21 protein-coding genes and 1 pseudogene are annotated in these 17,402 nt (G+C 71.7%); 8 read left to right on the forward strand and 14 right to left on the reverse strand.

Going from position 1 to position 17,402, the window contains the following annotated elements:
• Positions 1-9: 9 nt before the first annotated feature.
• The 4 genes and pseudogenes from ACFYY2_RS08890 to ACFYY2_RS08905 all read right to left on the reverse strand — a co-directional run bounded on the left by ACFYY2_RS08890 (position 10) and on the right by ACFYY2_RS08905 (position 2,038).
• Positions 10-408, reverse strand: a complete 399-nt coding sequence (locus ACFYY2_RS08890; RefSeq protein WP_388740030.1) for a protein phosphatase — start codon at positions 406-408, stop codon at positions 10-12.
• A gap of 249 nt (positions 409-657) precedes the next feature.
• Positions 658-1,605 (reverse strand): 1-phosphofructokinase, encoded by a 948-nt coding sequence (gene pfkB / locus ACFYY2_RS08895; protein ID WP_388739063.1) that lies wholly within the window; start codon positions 1,603-1,605, stop codon positions 658-660.
• Positions 1,602-1,772 (reverse strand): annotated as a pseudogene (locus tag ACFYY2_RS08900) (D-beta-D-heptose 1-phosphate adenosyltransferase); the annotation flags it as partial. The pseudogene ACFYY2_RS08900 and the gene pfkB, both read right to left, overlap by 4 nt.
• Before the next feature lie 11 nt (positions 1,773-1,783).
• Positions 1,784-2,038, reverse strand: coding sequence for a DUF6296 family protein (locus tag ACFYY2_RS08905; protein ID WP_388739066.1), 255 nt, complete (start codon positions 2,036-2,038; stop codon positions 1,784-1,786).
• 276 nt (positions 2,039-2,314) lie between these two features.
• On the opposite strand from ACFYY2_RS08905, the gene ACFYY2_RS08910 reads away from it, so the two are divergent.
• Both ACFYY2_RS08910 and ACFYY2_RS08915 read left to right on the forward strand, forming a co-directional pair.
• Entirely contained in the window at positions 2,315-2,569 is a 255-nt protein-coding gene (locus ACFYY2_RS08910) for a DUF5133 domain-containing protein (RefSeq protein ID WP_388739068.1), read from the forward strand.
• Positions 2,570-2,805: 236 nt separating this feature from the next.
• Positions 2,806-3,621 (forward strand): PepSY domain-containing protein, encoded by an 816-nt coding sequence (locus ACFYY2_RS08915; protein ID WP_388739071.1) that lies wholly within the window; start codon positions 2,806-2,808, stop codon positions 3,619-3,621.
• Between the two features lie 157 nt (positions 3,622-3,778).
• Here the strand turns inward: ACFYY2_RS08915 and ACFYY2_RS08920 are convergent, their stop codons facing one another.
• Positions 3,779-4,285, reverse strand: coding sequence for a GNAT family N-acetyltransferase (locus ACFYY2_RS08920; protein WP_388739074.1), 507 nt, complete (start codon positions 4,283-4,285; stop codon positions 3,779-3,781).
• A 270-nt stretch (positions 4,286-4,555) separates the two neighbouring features.
• Between ACFYY2_RS08920 and ACFYY2_RS08925 the strand changes: the two genes are divergently transcribed.
• Positions 4,556-5,566, forward strand: coding sequence for a hypothetical protein (locus tag ACFYY2_RS08925; RefSeq protein ID WP_388739077.1), 1,011 nt, complete (start codon positions 4,556-4,558; stop codon positions 5,564-5,566).
• Between the two features lie 176 nt (positions 5,567-5,742).
• Positions 5,743-6,510 carry an NPP1 family protein gene (locus ACFYY2_RS08930; protein WP_388739080.1) on the forward strand — a complete coding sequence of 256 codons (768 nt, stop codon included), beginning with the start codon at positions 5,743-5,745 and terminating at the stop codon, positions 6,508-6,510.
• A gap of 57 nt (positions 6,511-6,567) precedes the next feature.
• On the opposite strand, the gene ACFYY2_RS08935 is transcribed toward ACFYY2_RS08930, so the two are convergent.
• Complete coding sequence (locus tag ACFYY2_RS08935) at positions 6,568-6,999, reverse strand: VOC family protein (RefSeq protein ID WP_388739082.1); 432 nt, start codon at positions 6,997-6,999, stop codon at positions 6,568-6,570.
• A gap of 276 nt (positions 7,000-7,275) precedes the next feature.
• On the opposite strand from ACFYY2_RS08935, the gene ACFYY2_RS08940 reads away from it, so the two are divergent.
• Positions 7,276-7,542, forward strand: coding sequence for a hypothetical protein (locus tag ACFYY2_RS08940; RefSeq protein WP_388739084.1), 267 nt, complete (start codon positions 7,276-7,278; stop codon positions 7,540-7,542).
• Positions 7,543-7,623: 81 nt separating this feature from the next.
• Here the strand turns inward: ACFYY2_RS08940 and ACFYY2_RS08945 are convergent, their stop codons facing one another.
• The 4 genes from ACFYY2_RS08945 to ACFYY2_RS08960 all read right to left on the reverse strand — a co-directional run bounded on the left by ACFYY2_RS08945 (position 7,624) and on the right by ACFYY2_RS08960 (position 11,340).
• Complete coding sequence (locus ACFYY2_RS08945) at positions 7,624-9,129, reverse strand: alpha/beta hydrolase (RefSeq protein ID WP_388739086.1); 1,506 nt, start codon at positions 9,127-9,129, stop codon at positions 7,624-7,626.
• Between the two features lie 145 nt (positions 9,130-9,274).
• Complete coding sequence (locus tag ACFYY2_RS08950; protein ID WP_388739089.1) at positions 9,275-9,655, reverse strand: hypothetical protein; 381 nt, start codon at positions 9,653-9,655, stop codon at positions 9,275-9,277.
• Between the two features lie 125 nt (positions 9,656-9,780).
• The gene (locus ACFYY2_RS08955; RefSeq protein ID WP_388739092.1) at positions 9,781-10,287 is read right to left on the reverse strand and encodes a GNAT family N-acetyltransferase; all 507 of its coding nucleotides are present in this window, start codon (positions 10,285-10,287) and stop codon (positions 9,781-9,783) included.
• A gap of 150 nt (positions 10,288-10,437) precedes the next feature.
• Entirely contained in the window at positions 10,438-11,340 is a 903-nt protein-coding gene (locus ACFYY2_RS08960; RefSeq protein WP_388739095.1) for a LysR substrate-binding domain-containing protein, read from the reverse strand.
• Between the two features lie 146 nt (positions 11,341-11,486).
• On the opposite strand from ACFYY2_RS08960, the gene ACFYY2_RS08965 reads away from it, so the two are divergent.
• Entirely contained in the window at positions 11,487-12,497 is a 1,011-nt protein-coding gene (locus ACFYY2_RS08965; protein ID WP_388739098.1) for an aldo/keto reductase, read from the forward strand.
• A 31-nt stretch (positions 12,498-12,528) separates the two neighbouring features.
• Positions 12,529-12,945: an SRPBCC family protein gene (locus ACFYY2_RS08970; protein WP_388739100.1), complete on the forward strand. Its 417-nt coding sequence runs from the start codon at positions 12,529-12,531 to the stop codon at positions 12,943-12,945.
• Between the two features lie 72 nt (positions 12,946-13,017).
• Here ACFYY2_RS08970 and ACFYY2_RS08975 read toward each other — a convergent pair whose 3' ends face one another.
• On the reverse strand, positions 13,018-13,221 hold the full coding sequence (locus tag ACFYY2_RS08975) for a cold-shock protein (protein WP_327121732.1): 204 nt from the start codon (positions 13,219-13,221) through the stop codon (positions 13,018-13,020).
• A 336-nt stretch (positions 13,222-13,557) separates the two neighbouring features.
• Here ACFYY2_RS08975 and ACFYY2_RS08980 point away from each other — a divergent pair, with 336 nt between their 5' ends.
• The gene (locus ACFYY2_RS08980; protein WP_388739104.1) at positions 13,558-14,103 is read left to right on the forward strand and encodes an MOSC domain-containing protein; all 546 of its coding nucleotides are present in this window, start codon (positions 13,558-13,560) and stop codon (positions 14,101-14,103) included.
• A gap of 120 nt (positions 14,104-14,223) precedes the next feature.
• Here ACFYY2_RS08980 and ACFYY2_RS08985 read toward each other — a convergent pair whose 3' ends face one another.
• The 3 genes from ACFYY2_RS08985 to ACFYY2_RS08995 form a co-directional block, all read right to left on the reverse strand.
• Positions 14,224-14,583 carry a DUF6204 family protein gene (locus tag ACFYY2_RS08985; protein WP_388739107.1) on the reverse strand — a complete coding sequence of 120 codons (360 nt, stop codon included), beginning with the start codon at positions 14,581-14,583 and terminating at the stop codon, positions 14,224-14,226.
• Between the two features lie 91 nt (positions 14,584-14,674).
• Positions 14,675-15,595 carry an AEC family transporter gene (locus tag ACFYY2_RS08990; RefSeq protein ID WP_388739109.1) on the reverse strand — a complete coding sequence of 307 codons (921 nt, stop codon included), beginning with the start codon at positions 15,593-15,595 and terminating at the stop codon, positions 14,675-14,677.
• 243 nt (positions 15,596-15,838) lie between these two features.
• The gene (locus tag ACFYY2_RS08995) at positions 15,839-17,398 is read right to left on the reverse strand and encodes a mucoidy inhibitor MuiA family protein (protein WP_388739112.1); all 1,560 of its coding nucleotides are present in this window, start codon (positions 17,396-17,398) and stop codon (positions 15,839-15,841) included.
• Positions 17,399-17,402: the final 4 nt, after the last annotated feature.

Consider the following 17,402-nt stretch of genomic DNA (forward strand, 5'->3'; position numbering starts at 1 on the left):
GCCACGACATCAGCCGCTTGCGAAGCCGAGTACGAACCGTCGCTGCCAGGGCGTCTCGACAGCCCTGGGGTGATAGGCGCGGCGGACGAACGCGACCGCATCCGCCGCCGGTACGCCATCCAGCACGGCCAGGCATGCGAGCGCCGTGCCGGTCCTTCCCCGCCCGCCTCCGCAGGCGACCTCCACCCGCTCGGCCCCGGCCCGGGCCCACGCCTCCTCCAGTGCGGCGCGGGCCGCCCGCCTGTCGGAAGGAAGACGGAAGTCCGGCCAGCGCACCCACCGCGACTCCCAGGCGACCGGAGGCGGAGGTCCGCCGAGGAGGAGTACGGCGAAGGCCGGCGGCGGCCCCTGTGGCAGGGGGCGCCGAAGCCCACGTCCGCGGACCAGCCGGCCCGAGGGAAGGGCCATCACCCCCGGGGTCGCGGGGTCCCAGGTCTGCTCCACGCTCTCTCCTCCGGTCGATATCCTTCGATAGAAGGGTAGCCAGCGCCTCCACAGCCCCGGGTGCGCCCTCACCCTCGGTGGACAACACCGGCGCACCCCCGATCCGGGCGGCCGGGGCGAGCAGCGACAGCATGGTCCGGGCGCCGACGGGACCGCGGCCCTCACGTGCGACCGGGTACGGGGACGTCGTTCGGGATCAAGGTGGTGGGGCTGTCACGGGGCCCGCTGCCTCAGGACCAGGTCCATGGGGATGTCGGCGCTGACGCACACGGCCGAGGGATCGAGGTCGGCCGGGGACGGCATGGCGCTTCCGGGCAGCTGTACGGCTGCGGCCCCGTGTGCCACAGCGGCGGCGAGCGCCGTCCTGCCCGTACCTCCGGCGGCGAGAAAGCCGGCGAGTGACGCGTCACCCGCGCCGACGTCGCTGCGTACGACAGGCACGTGGGCGGCGGCGAAGAACGCCCCTGAGGGTTCCACCAGCAACTGGCCCGCGGCGCCGAGGCTCGCGAGCACCGAGCGCGCCCCGCGGCCGCACAACTCCCGTGCCGCCTCAAGCGCGTCACCGACCGTCGTGAGGGTGCGGCCCACGGCCTCGGCGAGCTCCTCCGCATTGGGCTTCACCACGTCGGGCTGTTCGCCCAGGGCCGCGGAGAGCGCCGCGCCCGAGGTGTCGAGGGCGATCCGTACACCGGCGCGGTGGCTCCGGGCGACCAGTTCGGCGTACCAGCCCGGCGGCAGTCCGCGGGGCAGGCTCCCGCAGCAGGCGATCCAGCCGGCGCCGGCCGACCGGTCCCTGACGGCGTCGAGCAGCCGCTCGGCCTCGGCCGGGGTGATCTCGGGTCCCGGAGCGTTGACCTTGGTGAGGGTGCCGTCGGGTTCGACGAGGGTGATGTTGACCCGGGTACTGCCGGAGATCTCCACACCGGTGGCCTCGATGCCGTGTTCACCGAGGAGCCGGGCGAGCAACGCACCCTCGGGCCCGCCGAGCGGCGCGACGGCGACCGTGCGGTGTCCGGCCGCCGCTACGGCACGCGAGACGTTGACCCCCTTGCCACCGGGATCGACGCGCTCCGAGGCCGCGCGCAGGACGGCGCCGCGGACGAGTCCGGGCAGCTGGTAGGTGCGGTCCAGGCTCGGATTGGGAGTGACGGTCACGATCATGCGCGCACCACTCGCGTGCCCCGGCTCCCGATGGCCCGGGCGTGCTCGGGGCTCAGCCTCGTGTCGGTCATCAGCAGGTCCACGTCGGAGAGATCGCCGAACCCGGCGAAGTGCTCCTGACCGTACCTCTTGGACTGACCTCGCCGGCGGCCACGCCGCCGCGCTGCGCGGGAGAGAGTCAGTCGGTCCTGCGTCCCGCCGCTCCGTGACTCAGCGGTCGGGCGAGGAGCGGGACCCCCAGGACCTGGTGACCTCCGCTGGCCTGCATGCGCACCTCACCGCGCTCGCTGATCTCGGCGCGCACGATGCCCGTCTCGTCCTCGTAGACCGGGTAGCCACCCGCGCCGGACCGTGCCGTCAGGTGGACGATCACCACGTCGTCCGTGGCGCCCGCCGCCTGGAAGATGAGTTCGTAACTCTCCGGATACTCCATGTCGACCTCCGCCCGGGCTCGTGCGGCAGCCGCCGGCCCGTCACCCCCATTGTTTCTCACCCGGGACCACGACGCTTGGGGGAGAACGGCCGTGTGACCCTCGGTGATTGCGGATGCGAAATGGGTGAGCGGGAGCGACCATCGTCAGCAAGGGATCGGACGCGTGCTGTCGGCTTCGCACGGCCGCCCGTGACGCCAGGCGGATCCGCCGGCGCGATCGGTTTTCGTCGGCGCGGGACCCACGGGCTCCCGGCCGCCCCGTGGAAAGGAACTGCCGTGCTGATGGCCAATCCCGCAACGCTGCGAAATCTCGTCAAGCGCTACGAGACTGCGCGAAGCGCCCATGCACGGCTGGGTACTTCCGAGAGCAGCCGCACACTCGAGGACGTCTCCTACACCCTCTGCGTCACCACCGGGACGAGGACCGTCCCCGACGCCCTCGTGGTCGCCGCCGCGCAGCTGCGCACGCTGACCCCGGCGGGATCGCTGGGCGTGGCGGCAGCTCCCTCCGAGGTGCAGCTCACCGCCTGAGGCACCGTGCGGAACCCGCCATGACGCCCGGGCCCGCAGTGGGAGGTACGCCGCCCGGCGGCCCCATGATGACGCCGGTCCCCGGACCGGCGTCATCGGTGTGTCCGGAGGTGTGTCCGGAGGGCTCCGGGTCCCTGGGCCACGGCCCCGGCGAATGGGCGGACGGGGCCGTCGATCGGGTGACACCCGCCGGTGGGACAACATGACTGTTCGCCGGGGCGGCTAGGCATGCGGGTATGAGATTCGAGACCCGTCGCACCATGACCGTATCGTCGCGCACGCGCCGGCTCCGCGTCGTCGGCGTCCTCTGCGTCGCCCTTGCCGCCACCCTTGTGACCGGCTGCGGGCAGGAGAGCGGCGACAAGACCGCCGCCGAGACCTCCGAAGCCGCGAAGGTCCTTCCGAAGCAGACGACGAGTCCTTCAGGCAGTGTCAGCCCGTCGGGGACGGCGCAGCTGACCGAGGACCAGATGAAGCGCAAGGATCTGCTCTCCACCGTCAAGGTCCCCTTCGACAAGGCCGCCACGACGGCCGTCGGTGAGGTGTCCGGTGGCAAGCTGACCGACATCGACATCGAGGGCCTCGACGACGATGACGACTCCAGCGCCAGCCCGAGCCCCGAGGGCAGCGGCAGTGCCAGTCCCAGTGGCAGTGCCAGCCCGGGCGGCTCCGGCAGCCCGAGCCCGAGCGGCAGTTCCTCCGGCCCGAAGTGGGTCGCCGAGGTCGCCGAGAAGGACGGCACCGCGCACATCGTGACCATCGACGCGGTGACCGGAAAGGTCATCGACTCCGTGCCGGACGCGGACCAGAGCGACGCCGACAAGCAGGAGCTGGCCGGACGCCTCGCCCAGGCGAAGCAGACGGCCCAGCAGGCGGCCAAGATCGCCACGGACAAGCAGAAGGGCACCGTCACCTCCGTCGCACTCGACGAGAACGACAGCCAGGCCGTCGTCTGGCAGGTGGACGTGGTCACCAAGGACTGGAACAAGACCACCTTCGACGTGGACGCCGCCACGGGCACCATCACGGACGAGCAGGTCGACGACAACTGATCACCGCACCCCCGAACCCGTCCGACGGTGACGGGCCGCCTCGCGGTCCGTCACCGTCGTGCGTCACGGGTCCAGCTGTCCGGCACAGCGGTGAGGAGGCGGCCGGAGCGGCACCGGAGCCTTCTGCCCGGTCGCGGCCGGAGTGATCCCGGTGTCGTCAGTGTCCGGCGGCGCCGACCGGTTTCGTCAGATCACGGTCGAAGCACAGCCCGGGCTTCCCCATCAGGGTGATCGTCCCGGACTCCACGAACCCCGTGCGGGCGAGCACCGTCCTCGAACCCCCGTTGTCCCGCGTGGTGCGGGCCGTGAGAGTGATCAGGCCGTACTCGCCGACGGCCAGTTCGCAGACCTCGCGCACGGCGGCGGTGGCCAGGCCCCGTCCGGCGGCCCGCTCGGCGATGCGGTATCCGAGCTCGGCCGAACCCCCGGCGACGTCCACGAGATTGACACGGCCCAGCACGGCCCCGTCGTCGTCGGCCAGGACATGGAAGTGGAGCGTTCCCGCCTCTTGGTCGGCCAGCAGCGCGTTGTGACGCGAGGCGAATTCGGCGAAGTAGTCGTCGCCCCTGTCGGGAATCGAAGCGGCGAAGTACGCGCGGTTCTCCCTCTCGAAGGCGATCAGCGCCGGAGCGTGGTCGGGGCGAAGGCGTTGGAGGAGGGTCATTCGGCGACGATAGCCACCCGTTGCCGTCGGGGCGTATCGATAATCCGGCCGAGACGCCGTCCTGGGAGATCCTTGCGGCGAAGGCCCGCGGGAATCGGCCGCACCGCCCGGCGGGGGTGACCTCGCGCCCTCGCGCGCGTTGTAGAGGGTGTGCCTCCCTCTTCTCCCCGCCCACCGCATCCTCCGGCCGCCGTCGTCGTGCGGCCCGCTGCCCCTCCGTTCCTGCTGACGCATGATCAAGGGGAGGCGGCGCGGACCCTGCTGACGTACGTGAGCGCGCTTCCGCTGAAGGAGGCGGACGCCCAGCTCCTCGCGCTCGTCGTCACCATCCGCGCGGCCCGGAGCGGCATCGGCAACATCACGGGGCAGGACCTCCGTGCCCTGCGCCTCGCGGACGCCGGAGCGGCGGTGAACGGCCTCTCCGTCCTCGGCTGGCAGGGGCAGGACAGACTGCTGGGCGACGACCTCGTCACTCCCGTCGGGATCGGTGTGCCCGACCTGGCGGAAGGGCCGGAGCGCAGGCTTCCGTTCGGCAAGGTGATGCGCTCCCGGGTGTCGGGATGGGCGAGCCGGACCATGGCCGCCAAGCCGGTCAGGAAGACGTCGTCAGCGGCCCGGCTGGCCGCGCTCCATCTGGCCGCCCACTGGCCCGCCGACGACTACGGCACGCTGCCCGCGAGCCTGCCCGAGTCCGGCCGGGCCGCGCTGCCCGAGCTGGCCGCCAAGGGCTTCCTCGCGGAACTGGACGGGGACCGGTACCTCTTGGGGGACTCCGTCCGGCATCTGGCGGGCATGCGGCCACGGCCCGTCGTTTCTCCAAGGGCGCCCGAGGAGCCGGAGTTGGCCTGGGACGAGTGGAAGGACGGAGTGAGCGTCGCCCTGCGGCGCCACGTCGAGGCCGTCGAAGGCTGCGCCACCTGCGCCCTGTCGACAGCCAGGGTTTCCGAGGCCTTCATGCGCAAGGCGGTTCCCGCCCAGTTCGACGAGAAGGTCCGCGCGTCGTACGGGACATGGGCGGCCGGGCGACCGGGCCAGGGGCCGGAGGCGGCCGAGTTCGCGGCCGCGTTCCGCGCGGCACACGGCCACGGGCCTTCGGTCAAGCAGCTGTGCAAGGGCCTCGGCTGGGGGAAGATGTCCCGCGAACTGCGGATCTTCGCCGTTCGCCGGCTCATCGCGGACGAATGGCTGACGAACACCGACCCGGTGCCCTGGACGCTGCGCCCCGGCCGGGCCGCCCAGGGCGGCGCCGCCGCCCCGGTTTCGGCGAAGCGGCGCCGGTGACGGTGCTCCGTGGGGGTCCGGGTTCCGTGTGATCCGGTCTCCGCGTATCCGACTGTGCATCGGCCGGTCCCGGATCGGTCATCGGACGTTCCGGGGCCGGTGGGGTTCGAGGTGCTTGCTATGGGCATGCCAAGCGTAGCCGCGTGTCCCCGCAACGCGCCGACCCGGAGGATGCAGTGAAAATCAGCGCACCGATCAGCAAGGCCTCGCTCGTCGTGACCAGTGCCCTCGTGCTGGTCATCGGAACCGCGGGCAGCGCGCTCGCCGCCCCGCCGTCCGCGCTTCCCGCGAACGCGGACGGGACGGAGCAGACGTTCCAGCCGGCGTTCGACTACGACACGGACGGCTGTTACCCCACACCCGCGATCGGCACGGACGGCACCATAGCCCCCGGACTCAACACCACCGGCGCCGTCAACGGAAGCTGCCGCGACGCGGTCGACCTGGACAACACCAACGGCTACGCACGCTCGAAGTGCAACAACGGCTGGTGCGCCGTCATGTACGGGCTCTACTTCGAGAAGGACCAGGCGGTGGCCGGCAGCGGACTCGGCGGACACCGGCACGACTGGGAACACGTCGTGGTGTGGGTGCAGAACAACGAAGCCCGCTACGTCTCGACCTCGGCCCACGGCAACTTCAACGTGTACGGCCGTGACGCGATCCGGTGGGACGGCACCCATCCCAAGGTCGTCTACCACAAGGACGGGCTGAGCACGCACTGCTTCCGGCCCGCGAACTCCAACGACGAACCGCCGGAGAACCACTACGGGACGTGGCGCTTCCCCGCGCTGGTGGGCTGGAACGGTTATCCGGCGGGGCTGCGCGACCGGCTGAGCCAGGCCGACTTCGGCAGCGCGGTCTTCGGACTCAAGGACGGCAACTTCAACTACCACCTGGAGAAGGCCAAGCCCGCGGGCATCCCCTTCGACCCCAACGCCTGACCCGCCGGGGCGGGCGGACCCGCACCACCGTGCCGTCCGCCCGCCCCCGGCGCCCCGTCAGCGCTCCGCAAGCTCCGACGGAGCCTGCTGGACCACCCAGCCGTTCCCGTCCGGGTCGGCGAAGGACATGAACGAGTTCCAGGTGTCGCCCTTGCCCTCCTCCCAGCCGGTGGCACCCACGTGCCTGATCGGGGACACGTCCACCCCACGGCCCACCAGTTCCTCCCGGGCCGCCTCGATGTCGGTGACACAGACCTGAAGCCCCTGCAACGTGCCGGGAGCCATCACCTTCGCGCCGGGAAGGGCGGGCATGCCCTGCAGCATGGCGATCGAACACCGGGATCCCGGGGGAGTCAGCTGGATGATCCGCATCCCGGGTGCCACCTCGTCGTCCAGATCCAGCTTGAAACCGGCCTTCTCCGTGTAGAACTCCTTCGCGCGGTCCATGTCGGTGACAGGGACCGGAACAACCTCGAGCGTCCAGTTCATGGAGCCTCCTCAGCAGGGCCAGCACACCTGGCCGAACGGATCGTCCTCGGCCGAGCCCGGCGGGGCACAGCGCCACCGCGCGGTCCGGAGAGGTCCACCGTCACCCATGCAGGCACCTCGGCGCGCCCCGAAACGCCAGCGGGCGCCGCACTGTGACGATTTCGCCCACCGTGCGCGCCGCCTGCCAGGCGCCGTTCCCACCGCGGGAGCGCGCGACGGGTCTCCGACGCGACCGCACCACGGACGACTGTCGGTGGTGGCTGTGATGCTGGGGGCATGGACGAACTGATGAGGCGGCGTGTCTACGGCGCCGACCACGACGACCCCGATCCGGGGCCCCGGCCCGGTCACGTCTACGTGGAGCTGGTGGGAGGCCCGCTGGACGGGCTGCTCCTGGACGTCACCGGCTGGCCCGAGGACCGCCTCGCGGTGGGCGCCGCGCTCGGGACGGAGCTGGGGAGGTTCGGCTCGGGGGGCCGTGCCGTGTACGGGCCGACGGCGGCCGGATCCGACCGCTGGGCCTGGGAGGCGGACAGCCCCTGAGCGTGGCGCCCGGTCTGGTGCCACGCTCAGAGGTCGGGGCGGGCGCGGTTCGGGGCGCGACCGGTGGACGCCACGGTGTCGTCATCCGGCGCAGCGGGTGTCCCGGGCGGGTCGGTGGCCGGTGAGGAGGAACCGCGTCACGGCGCGGTCACCGCACTCGGTCCCATGACCCAGGTACAGCCCGTGCCCGCCCTGCTCCAGGGTGACCATCCGCGCCCGGGCACCGAGCGCGGAGCGCATCTTCAGCGCGCCGGTGTAGGGCGTGGCCGGGTCGCGGAGGCTCTGGACCATCAAAATGTTCGACGGACCGTCGGCGGTGATACGCGTGGGCTTCTCCGCGGGGGCGTCCTTCCAGTACGCGCAGGGGCCGATGTTGACGGGCATTCCGGCGGTCAGCGGGAAAGCCGCCCGGTCCGCGGCCACTCGTTCGGCGTACCCCGGACCGGGACCCGGCCAGCGCACGTCGTTGCAGATCGTGGCGACCACGAGCGACGCGTCCTCGTCCGGGATGGTCGTCGACAGGTCCGGAGGCAGGACGGGCCGGCCCTCGGGAGCCGAGGACTGCTTCACGAGGCGCGCCATCGCCGGGAAGGCGGTGTCGCTGTACAGGGCGTTCTGGAGGGCCTGCCGCAGGCCGTTGCCCGTCAGCGGCACACCGGGCACGTCCGACGTGCGCGGGAACCGGTCCAGCCGGGCCGCCAGCGCGAGGAACAGGGGCCGCACGTCCTGGGCGCGCACCGCCAGCCGTAGCCCCTCCGCCTCACGCGCCGGATCGGACGCCCATGCGGCGAAGTCCGGGAAGCGGTCGGCGGCGCCCCTCGACATGTTCTCCAGCCACCCGCGCGCGACCCGCGCCGGATCGGGGTCGCCACTGCTGTCCAGGACCATGCGGTCGACCCTGCCGGATTCCGTCTGCGCGTACACGGCCCCGACGTAGGTCCCGTACGACGTTCCCCACACCGACAGCCTCCGCTCTCCCAGTGCCTCGCGGAACCGGTCGATGTCACGGGCCTCGTTCCTGGTCGTGAACGACCGGAGGACTTCACCTCCGTTGCGGGCACACGACTCCGCCGTGCGCCGGGACCGTTCCGCGTTCTCGGAGATCCCGCCGTCCGGCGCGGGCCAGGACCTCAGCGTCACGAGCCGCCGGTCGGCCGCGGGAATGTCACACCCCGCCCTGATGCTGCCGCCCACGCCGCGCGGGTCCAGACTGACCAGGTCGTACGCGCCGTCCAGTGCCTCCCGCAGAGCCGGGCCCTTCTGGGCGAGCCGCTGAACCCCGGAGGAGCCCGGCCCCCCGGGGATCACCAGCAGCGTGCCACGCCGCCTCTCCGGCCGGTCGCTGAGCAGCCGGGTGACGGACACAGGGACGCCGCGCCCGTCCGGGGCGAGGTGGTCGAGGGGGACGGTCAGGGTCGCGCACTCCTGCCCGGCGGCAGGGGTGGTGCCCGGCGGCAGGTCGCAGGCGTGCCAGTCGAGCGGTGGGACCGCCGTTCCGTCGGCCGGCCGGGCGGCGGCGGCGACGGTCGTGGCCAGGACTGTCGCGCAGAGAGCCAGTAACGCCGCCTTTCGGGTCCAGTTCGTCATGACGGCAAGCCTGGTGCAGCCGTGTCCCGGGGCCCATGCGGGTGGCCCGCCTCCCGACGGGTGGAGAGCCCCAGGGGCGGGCATGGGGACCACACCCGTAACGCGGCCGATGGGGGATCACCGGACCGCCACGGCTGTCGGTCGTTCAGAGACCGCCCAACTGGGCCGCGAGGTCCTCGTCGCGCATGCCGGGGAGGGCGTAGCCGGCGTGCTCGTCCCACGGGACATCGAGGTCGTCCATGTGCACACGCCATTCCGCATCCGGCAGGCAGCGCCGCAACTCGGTGACGGTGTCGAGTACATGGGCGATCACCGGCAGGGCCCGGCCGGGGTCGAACGGCATCTTGACGGACCCGGCCAGGATGTCGTGCGCGTCACTCCCGCCGTGGTCGTACAGGTACAGGCTTTCCTCGTCCTGGTACGGGAAGGACGACGCACGGGCGGTGACGGTCCGGGCGACGGCGGCCGCCTCGGCATCGGTCGGGGGCGTCGCCCGGCTCGCGGTGCAGTAGAGAGAGACACTCATGACCCGACCGTAACGGAGGGGTACGACAGGGCCGGCCGGTGCAGGACTTCGCGTGCAGCATTGCAGTACGCGCCTGGGGCACATCGCGCGCGGCTCGTCGGGAGGCCGGCCGGCCCGGCGGGACCTCACACGTCGTGGCGCATGCAGACCCGGGGCCACCGGTCCAGGCCGTGGGCGGCTTCCCGCAGGCGGATCTCCCGGAGTCCGGGGCCGATTTCGTCGTCGGTCAGCGTGCGGAAGCCGCAGCGCCCGTAGTAGGGGGCGTTCCAGGGGACGTCCGTGAAGGTGGTGAGGGTCAGGGCGGGCACTCCGGAATGGACGGCGTGCTCCGCGAGCCGGCCGAGCAGCCTGCGTCCGACACCTCGTCGCGCGCTGCCGGGGTGCACCGACACCTGCTCCACGTGCAGGTTCCCGTCGACGGGGTCGGCGATGAGGTAGGCCACGGGCAGGTCCGCGCCATCGACGGCGACCCAGGCCGTCCCACTCCCGGCGTACCGGGCCAACTCCGCCACGGACAAGGGTTCGTCGTCCGCGATCTCCGGCATCCCGATGTCCCGGAAGCAGCTGCCCGCCGCTCTCTCGATGTCCTGGAGGAGCGGCAGATCGCCGGTGTGCGCAAGCCGGATGTGCATGGCCTCGATTGTTCCAGCCGCACCGTCGGCGTGCACGGGGCACCCGTTGCCGCAGGTCTTGCAGCGCACGGGCCGGCGAGCCGGACGAGCCCGGAGTTCAGGGGCCGGACACGCGGCACAGGGGCAGTCGGGCAGTCCTCGGCGGGCGCGTCACGCGCCGGGTGCGCGCCCGGTCAGAACCGTCTCGCGGAACGACGCCACCACGGGCCGCAGGTCCACCCTGTGCCACGCGGCCCACAGGTGCACGGACGCCTGATACCAGGGGAGTTCGCGCACCTCGACGCCGTCGGTGGTCCCGCGGACCATACTCCGCTGGATGAGCGCGAGGCCCAGGCCTGAGGCGACCAGCCCGAGGGCGGTCAGGGGATCGGGCGCGTCGAGGCGGATGTCCGGCGTGAAGCCCGACGCCACGCACGACGCGACGAACGCGTCCCGGGCTCCCGGCTCGCCGGAACTCTCGACCGCGATCCAGGGCAGGCCGTCCAGATCCGCCGCCGTGACCGTGCCCCGGCCGGCGAGAGGGTGCCCCGCGGGCAGGGCGAGGAGCAGCGGATCCTCCAGCAGCGGGGCCGAGAGCAGGTCGGGGTCGTCCCCGGCCGGCGGCTGCTGGACCAGGGCGATGTCGAGGCTGCGCTGGCGGAGCCCCACGAACTGCTCCTCGGGTGTCAGGCTGTAGAGCGAGACGTGGATGCCCGGGCGCTCCTCCTGGAGGGCCCGCAGCGCCGCCGGCAGCACACCGGTGTGCATGGCGTCCGCGACGTATCCGATGCACAGGCCGCCCTCCTCGCCACGCCCCAGGCGGCGGCCGAGGTTCTCCAGCCTGTCCGCGTGGCGCAGCAGGGCCCGTGTCTCGGTGAGGAAGACCTTGCCGTCGGCGGTCAGGCGGATGCGCTGCTGGCTCCGCTCGAAGAGCGTGAGGCCCAGGTTCTTCTCCAGCTGGGCGATCTGGCGGCTGAGGGGCGACTGCGAGATGTGCAGCTCCTCCGCGGCACGGCCGACGTGCTCGGCCTCGGCGACGGCCACGAAATAGCGAAGTTGTCGCAGGTCAAGCATGTAAGACCTCGGGGGACTCAACTCAGTCCAAGCGTGTCTTGGACAGTCTCAAGTATCGATCCTAACCTCGAACGAGTAAGACCGACGAACCGTCGTACATCGCACGAAACGGCGTCGGAACCATTCCCCACGTAAGGAATCACCCCATGGGCATCGCTCCCCTCCTCTCCGGACCGCTCGGCTTCGGGACGGCTCCGCTGGGCAACATGTTCCGCGCCATCCCCGGCGCGGAGGCGGCCGCCACGGTCGAGGCCGCCTGGGACCACGGCATCCGCTACTTCGACACCGCCCCCTTCTACGGCGCGGGCCTGGCGGAGATCCGGCTGGGCGAGGTCCTCGCCTCCCACCCCCGGGACAGCTACGTCCTCAGCACCAAAGTGGGCCGCGTCGTCCTCGACGAGGTCGAGGACCCCGCGGCGCGCGAACTCGGCGAGAAGGGAGGACTCTTCGAACACGGCCGCCCCAACAGGATGGTGAACGACTACACGGCCGACGCGACGATGCGTTCCATCGAGGACAGCCTCGCCCGGCTGAAGACCGACCGCCTCGACATCGTCTGGGTGCACGACATCGCGCAGGACTTCTACGGCGACGAATGGCTCGCCCGTTACGAGACCGCCCGCACCGGCGCGTTCCGCACCCTCGAAAAGCTGCGCGCCGAAGGCGTCATCAAGGCATGGGGCCTCGGAGTGAACCGGGTGGAGCCACTGGAGCTCACCCTCGACCTCGACGAGCCGAAGCCCGACGCGTTCCTCCTCGCCGGCCGCTACACCCTCCTCGACCACAGCCGCGCCCTCCAGCGCCTCCTGCCCGCGGCCGCCGCACAGCACGTCGACATCGTCGTCGGCGGGCCCTACAGCTCCGGAGTCCTCGCGGGAGGCCGGCACTTCGAGTACCAGGAAGCACCTGCGGAGATCGTCGCCCAGGTGGAGCGGATCAAGGCTCTCGCCGAGCGACACGGCGTCGGCATCAAGGCCGCGGCCCTGCAGTTCTCGCTCGCCCACCCGGCAACCGTCGCCGCGATTCCCGGCGCCACCAGGCCGAGCCGCATCGCCGAGGACGTCGCCGCTCTGGGCGAGCGGGTCCCCGCCGCCTTCTGGGCGGCGCTGCGCGACGAGAGGCTGATCGCCGCCGACGCCCCCGTACCCACGAACTGACCCTCTGTCGCACACCCTCAAGGAGAAACTGATGGCCACGACCCGTGCGTCCGTCCGCATTCCCGTCCCGCCGGAGCGTGTCTGGGAACTCATCGGAGGATTCGGGAGTCTGCCGGACTGGCTTCCGTACATCCCCGGCAGTGAACTCGGTGAGGGCGGGCGCGTCCGCAGCCTCACCAACGCGGAGGGCGGGGTGATCGTCGAGCGCCTCGAAGCGTTCGACGACAAGGCCCGCACCTACAGCTACTCGATCCTCAGGGCGCCCTTCCCGGTGACCGGCTACCTCTCCACCCTCACCGTGCACGGGGACTCCGAGGCGGGGACCTCACGGGTCGAGTGGAGTGGCACGTTCACCCCGGACGGCGTCGGTGAAGCCGAGGCGATCGCCCTGTTCCGGGGTATCTACGCCGACGGGCTCGCCGCGCTCCGGCGCACCCTCGCGGTCTGAGGCGGTGCGACGGACGAGGGGTGTGGCGGCTGCGCGCAAGGCGGCCGCCACACCCCTCGGTGTACGTCCCGGTCAGCCCCGCACGATGTTCTGTGCCTGAGGGCCCTTCTGCCCCTGGCCGATGTCGAAGGTGACGTGCTCGCCCTCCGTCAGCTCGCGGTAGCCGGAGCCGTTGATCTCCGAGTAGTGGGCGAAGACATCGGGGCCCCCGCCCTCCTGGGAGATGAAACCGAAGCCCTTTTCGGAGTTGAACCACTTCACGGTGCCGCTCGCCATACCGTTCATCCTTCGTCCCATCCCAGGAGCCGCCCTCGTCGAGCGTGCCCCGGCCCCTGCGACGACAGGAGCCATCAGCCGTACTACCCCGACTCCGGCCCTCTTATCCGACATGCGGCGGAACACGAGGCGCGCACGAAGGAGCCGTGTGCGGGAGGGGTCCCGCCCATTCGCGTTGCCGAGCCGCGCATCGGCCTCCGGGGCACGGAGTGCGGCGCCACGAGGTCAGGCGTCTGCCACGGGGTGCTCGCGGTGTGCCCGGGGCTGGGCGCGAGCCCCCTCGGGCGCTCCCTTACAGTCTGACCGGCGTGTGTTCCGAGGACAGGTGGGTGCAGGGTGATGGGCCGGGTGACAGCCGTCAGCAGCAGTGCGACGTACGCGTTCAGCAAACCGAACCGTGAGGTCATCACCTTGATCGCCGGCCTCGGCGTCGAAGGCGACGTGCATGCGGGGACGACGATCCGTCACCAGTTCCGCATGACCTACGAACCCGACCTGCCGAACCTGCGTCAGGTCCACCTCATGCACGAGGAACTCTTCGACGAGCTCGCACAGAAGGGGTTCGCCGTCGCCGCGGGCCAGCTCGGCGAGAACATCACGACCCGTGGAGTCGACCTGCTCGGACTGCCGGAAGGCACCCTGCTGCACCTCGGAGCGGAAGCCGTGCTCGAGGTCACCGGTCTGCGGAATCCGTGCGCGAAGATCAACGACTTCCGGCCGGGACTGCTCGGTGAGGTCTTCGCCCTGGATCCGGGGTCGGGCGAGTTCACGTTCAAGTCAGGCATCATGACCGTGGTGCGCAGGGGCGGCCCCGTGCGCCCCCACGACACGGTCCAGGTCGAGCTCCCTCCCGTCCCGCACCGCCCGCTGGAGCGCGTCTGAGCGCTGCGGGGAGCCGCCGGCCCCGCCTGTGACCCGATGGCCGGAACCGGGCCCGTCGTGCGCTTACCGATGCCACGTGGGTTCACGGCGTGAGCGAGCCGGGTGCCGGGGGGCCTCGTCTCAGACGCCCTTCCTGGCGGCTTCGCGGCGCTGACGCTTGCCCATCGGAGCCTGGGAGAGGTCCTCGGAGCTGCTCCGGAGATTCTTGTACCCGTAACCCCGCTCTGTCAGCCACTGCCTCGCCGAGGCCTCGGCGCGCTCCGCCGCCTCCAGGATGTCCTCCTCCTCTTCGCCCGAGTCGAGGAAGCGGAAGGTGAAGGCGGCCCGCGCGGCCACGTCGTAGGTGAGATGGCCCTCGGCCGTGAAGGCGGAGCGCAGGACGTCGTGCTCGTCGGCGTGCGCCAGGAGTTCTGCCCGCTGCCCCGTGCTCAGGCTGTCGAAGACACCGCGGACGGTGATGCGGAATGTGCGGTTGCTCATCCGCCGAGCTTAACCAGCGCACCCTTCCGCAGTCGCCTGGAATAAACCGGCCCACGTCCTTCCGGCCGGTACGCCCATGAGGCCCGGGCCGTCACCCCAGGAGGGCGGCGATGGCGATCAGCGCCGGCACGGAGAAGGCGGTGGACAGGAGGATGGATTCCCGCGCGAGCTGTTCGGCCACGCGGTAGTGCGCAGCGTAGGTGTAGAGGTTCTGGGCCGCCGGAAGCGCGGCGGTGACGACCACGTCCAGCAGAGCTGCCCCGTGCAGATGGAAGACGCCCGCCCCGAGCCCCCAGGCGACCAGGGGCTGGGCCGTCGTCTTGAGCGCGGCGGACAGGGCGATGGCCGGCTTGTTCTCCCCTCGCGCAGGCAGGCCGCTTCCCCGTAGGGAGATGCCGAACGCCAGAAGGACGGCCGGCACCGACATGTTGCCGATGAGCGTGAGGGGTTCGAGGGCGGGCGGCGGGACGGTCCAGCCGGAAGCCGCCACGGCGGCGCCCGACAGGGAGCCGATGGCCATCGGGTTGCGCAGCGGGGTGGTCAGGCGACGCCAGAGGGCGATCCGTTCGGCGTTCCGGTGGAGGTCCAGGACGGTGAGCGCCAGCGGGGTGACCACGATCTGCTGGAAGAGCAGCACCGGGGCGACGAGGGACGCGTCCCCCAGCACGTAGACGGCGATCGGGATCCCGAGGTTGCCCGCGTTGACGTAGCTGGAGCACAGGGCGCCGATGGTGATCTTCCCGGTGCCCCAGCCCCGCAGGAGTCCCACGGTGACGAAGACGGAAGCCGCCGCGGCCGTGGCGGCGGCGGTGACCATAAGCCGTTCGGAGAGGATGACCGACAGGTCGGCACCCGCCAGCGTCGTGAAGAGCAGGGCCGGGGTCGCCACCCCGAAGGCGAGGCCGGTCAGCACCGTCCGCGCGTCGTCACCGAGGCTTCCGCGGCGGCCGAGCAGATAGCCGACGGCTATGACGAAGGCGATCACCGCGAATCCGGTGAGAACTCCCTGCATGTGCGTTTCCTCGGTGCGTTTCCTTGTTGCACTGATCGAAGGGGGCCGGGCGGCGACGCAACGGTCCCACCGCACAACTGCCCACGGGCGCCCGGCTCGTGTGCCCGAGTAGCGCCTCGGGAACGGCACCACGGCCCACCGGGAACGGCCCGGCCCTGGGGCGAGGCCCGGATCCGGTCGCCATCCGGCGATGGTGCGCTGCTGCCCAGTCCCGGCACCGGGCAACCGCACCGGCCCTCGGCCTCAGAGGCCGGTGACCTTGGCGCTCGCGGAGATCTCGTAGACCAGGGTGACCGTACGGCGGCCGTCCGGCGGCAGAGAGACGTCCCAGCGGGCGATGCCGTCGGCGTCCACCTCGTCGGGTACGGGAGAACAGGACTCCGTGCGCAGCAGTACGTCCACCGAGGAGACCTCGGACACCGGAATCCTCTCCCGGAGTGCGATGACCCGGTCCCCACGCGCGTCCGGGGCACTGAACCGCGACACATGCAGACGGACCGTGCGCGTGACGACGGTCCGCTGGGTGATCCCGGCCGTGTCGCGCGACTCCTCGGCCTGGCGCACCACACGGTGGTCGTCGCAGCTCCCGAAGGGCAGTTCGACGGAGGCCCCGGGGGCGGTGAAGGCCAGTGCGCCACGGCCGCTGAAGCCGCTGTCCCCGACCAGGTCCACCGGACCGGCCAGCAGCGCGTGGCCGGCCCGGTTGTCGAACCGCACCACTCTCGTGACCAGGGCGGAGAGCTCCGGCGCACAGGCGTACTCGCTGCGCGCGGCGGTGGTGAAGGCGGAGAGCGGCACGCGGTGGGCGCGCCCGTCACCAGGTACGGACACCGGAACCGGAGCCCGCAGCACCCGAGTCTCACCACCGTCGTCCACCCCGGGCAGACCGACCACCGTGGCCGGGCGCAGGGACCCGATCTCCTCCTCGCGCAGTTCGACATCGACGGTGCGGCGCTCCGCTGCGGAGCGGTCCGTGAGCGTCAGCCGGTCCTCGGTGAGCCGCGGCGGATCACCGGCGAGCGCGGAACGGGCCGTCGACAGGGTCAGCCGCACGTCCGACCAGTCCTCGCCGGTGCGCTGCCAGACCATCGCGTCGGTCTCCAGCATCACGGTGTCCCCGTCCAGCACGGCGCGGTAGGCGGGACGCCACAGGGCACACGGAGTGAGATGACCCAAGCGCAGCGCGACCCGGCCGGCGGCAGCCGCCTCCACGGTCAGCTCGATGTGCGCGGTCAGTTCGGTCGTCTCCCCTTCGGTTGCGTACACCGCGCACTCCGCTTCCTCCAGTTGGCCGGTGACCTCGGTCATCTCCTTCTGAATCAAGCGGAGTTGTTCGCCGCATGTCTCGCGTTCACCGTCCAGGCGGTCCAGTTCGCGGGACCAGCGCGGCTCGTCGGTCTCCCCGTGTCCGGCACCCTCGCCGATCTCCCGCAGCAGATCGGTGGAGAGGCGCCCGAGCAGGTCGAGCCGGGTGCGCAGGCGGTCCCTGTGCCGGGTGAGCGCGAGTTGCCGGTCTTCGAGTGCGCTGATCCGGTGCCGCAGGGCGGAGTCGTCGGCGGACGGGACCGGCTCGCGGGGCGTCCACGCGCGGACGATCCGCAGGTCCAGCACGGAGGCCGGTTGTTCGCCCGTCAGTTCGGCATGGAGGGTGCGGTCGACCGCCAGGGCGCTGACGGGCCCGAGGCGCAGTCGCTGGACGCCCGCCTCCAGGTCCAGCTCGGCGGCACGCTCGACGTGGGCGCGGTCCTCCAGGCAGGTGGCGGCGGTGACGGGGAGGGGTATCGGCTTCGGGGCCGTGGTCATGAGG

It is taken from the genome of Streptomyces sp. NPDC001822 (assembly GCF_042892135.1).
GTDB lineage: Bacteria > Actinomycetota > Actinomycetes > Streptomycetales > Streptomycetaceae > Streptomyces.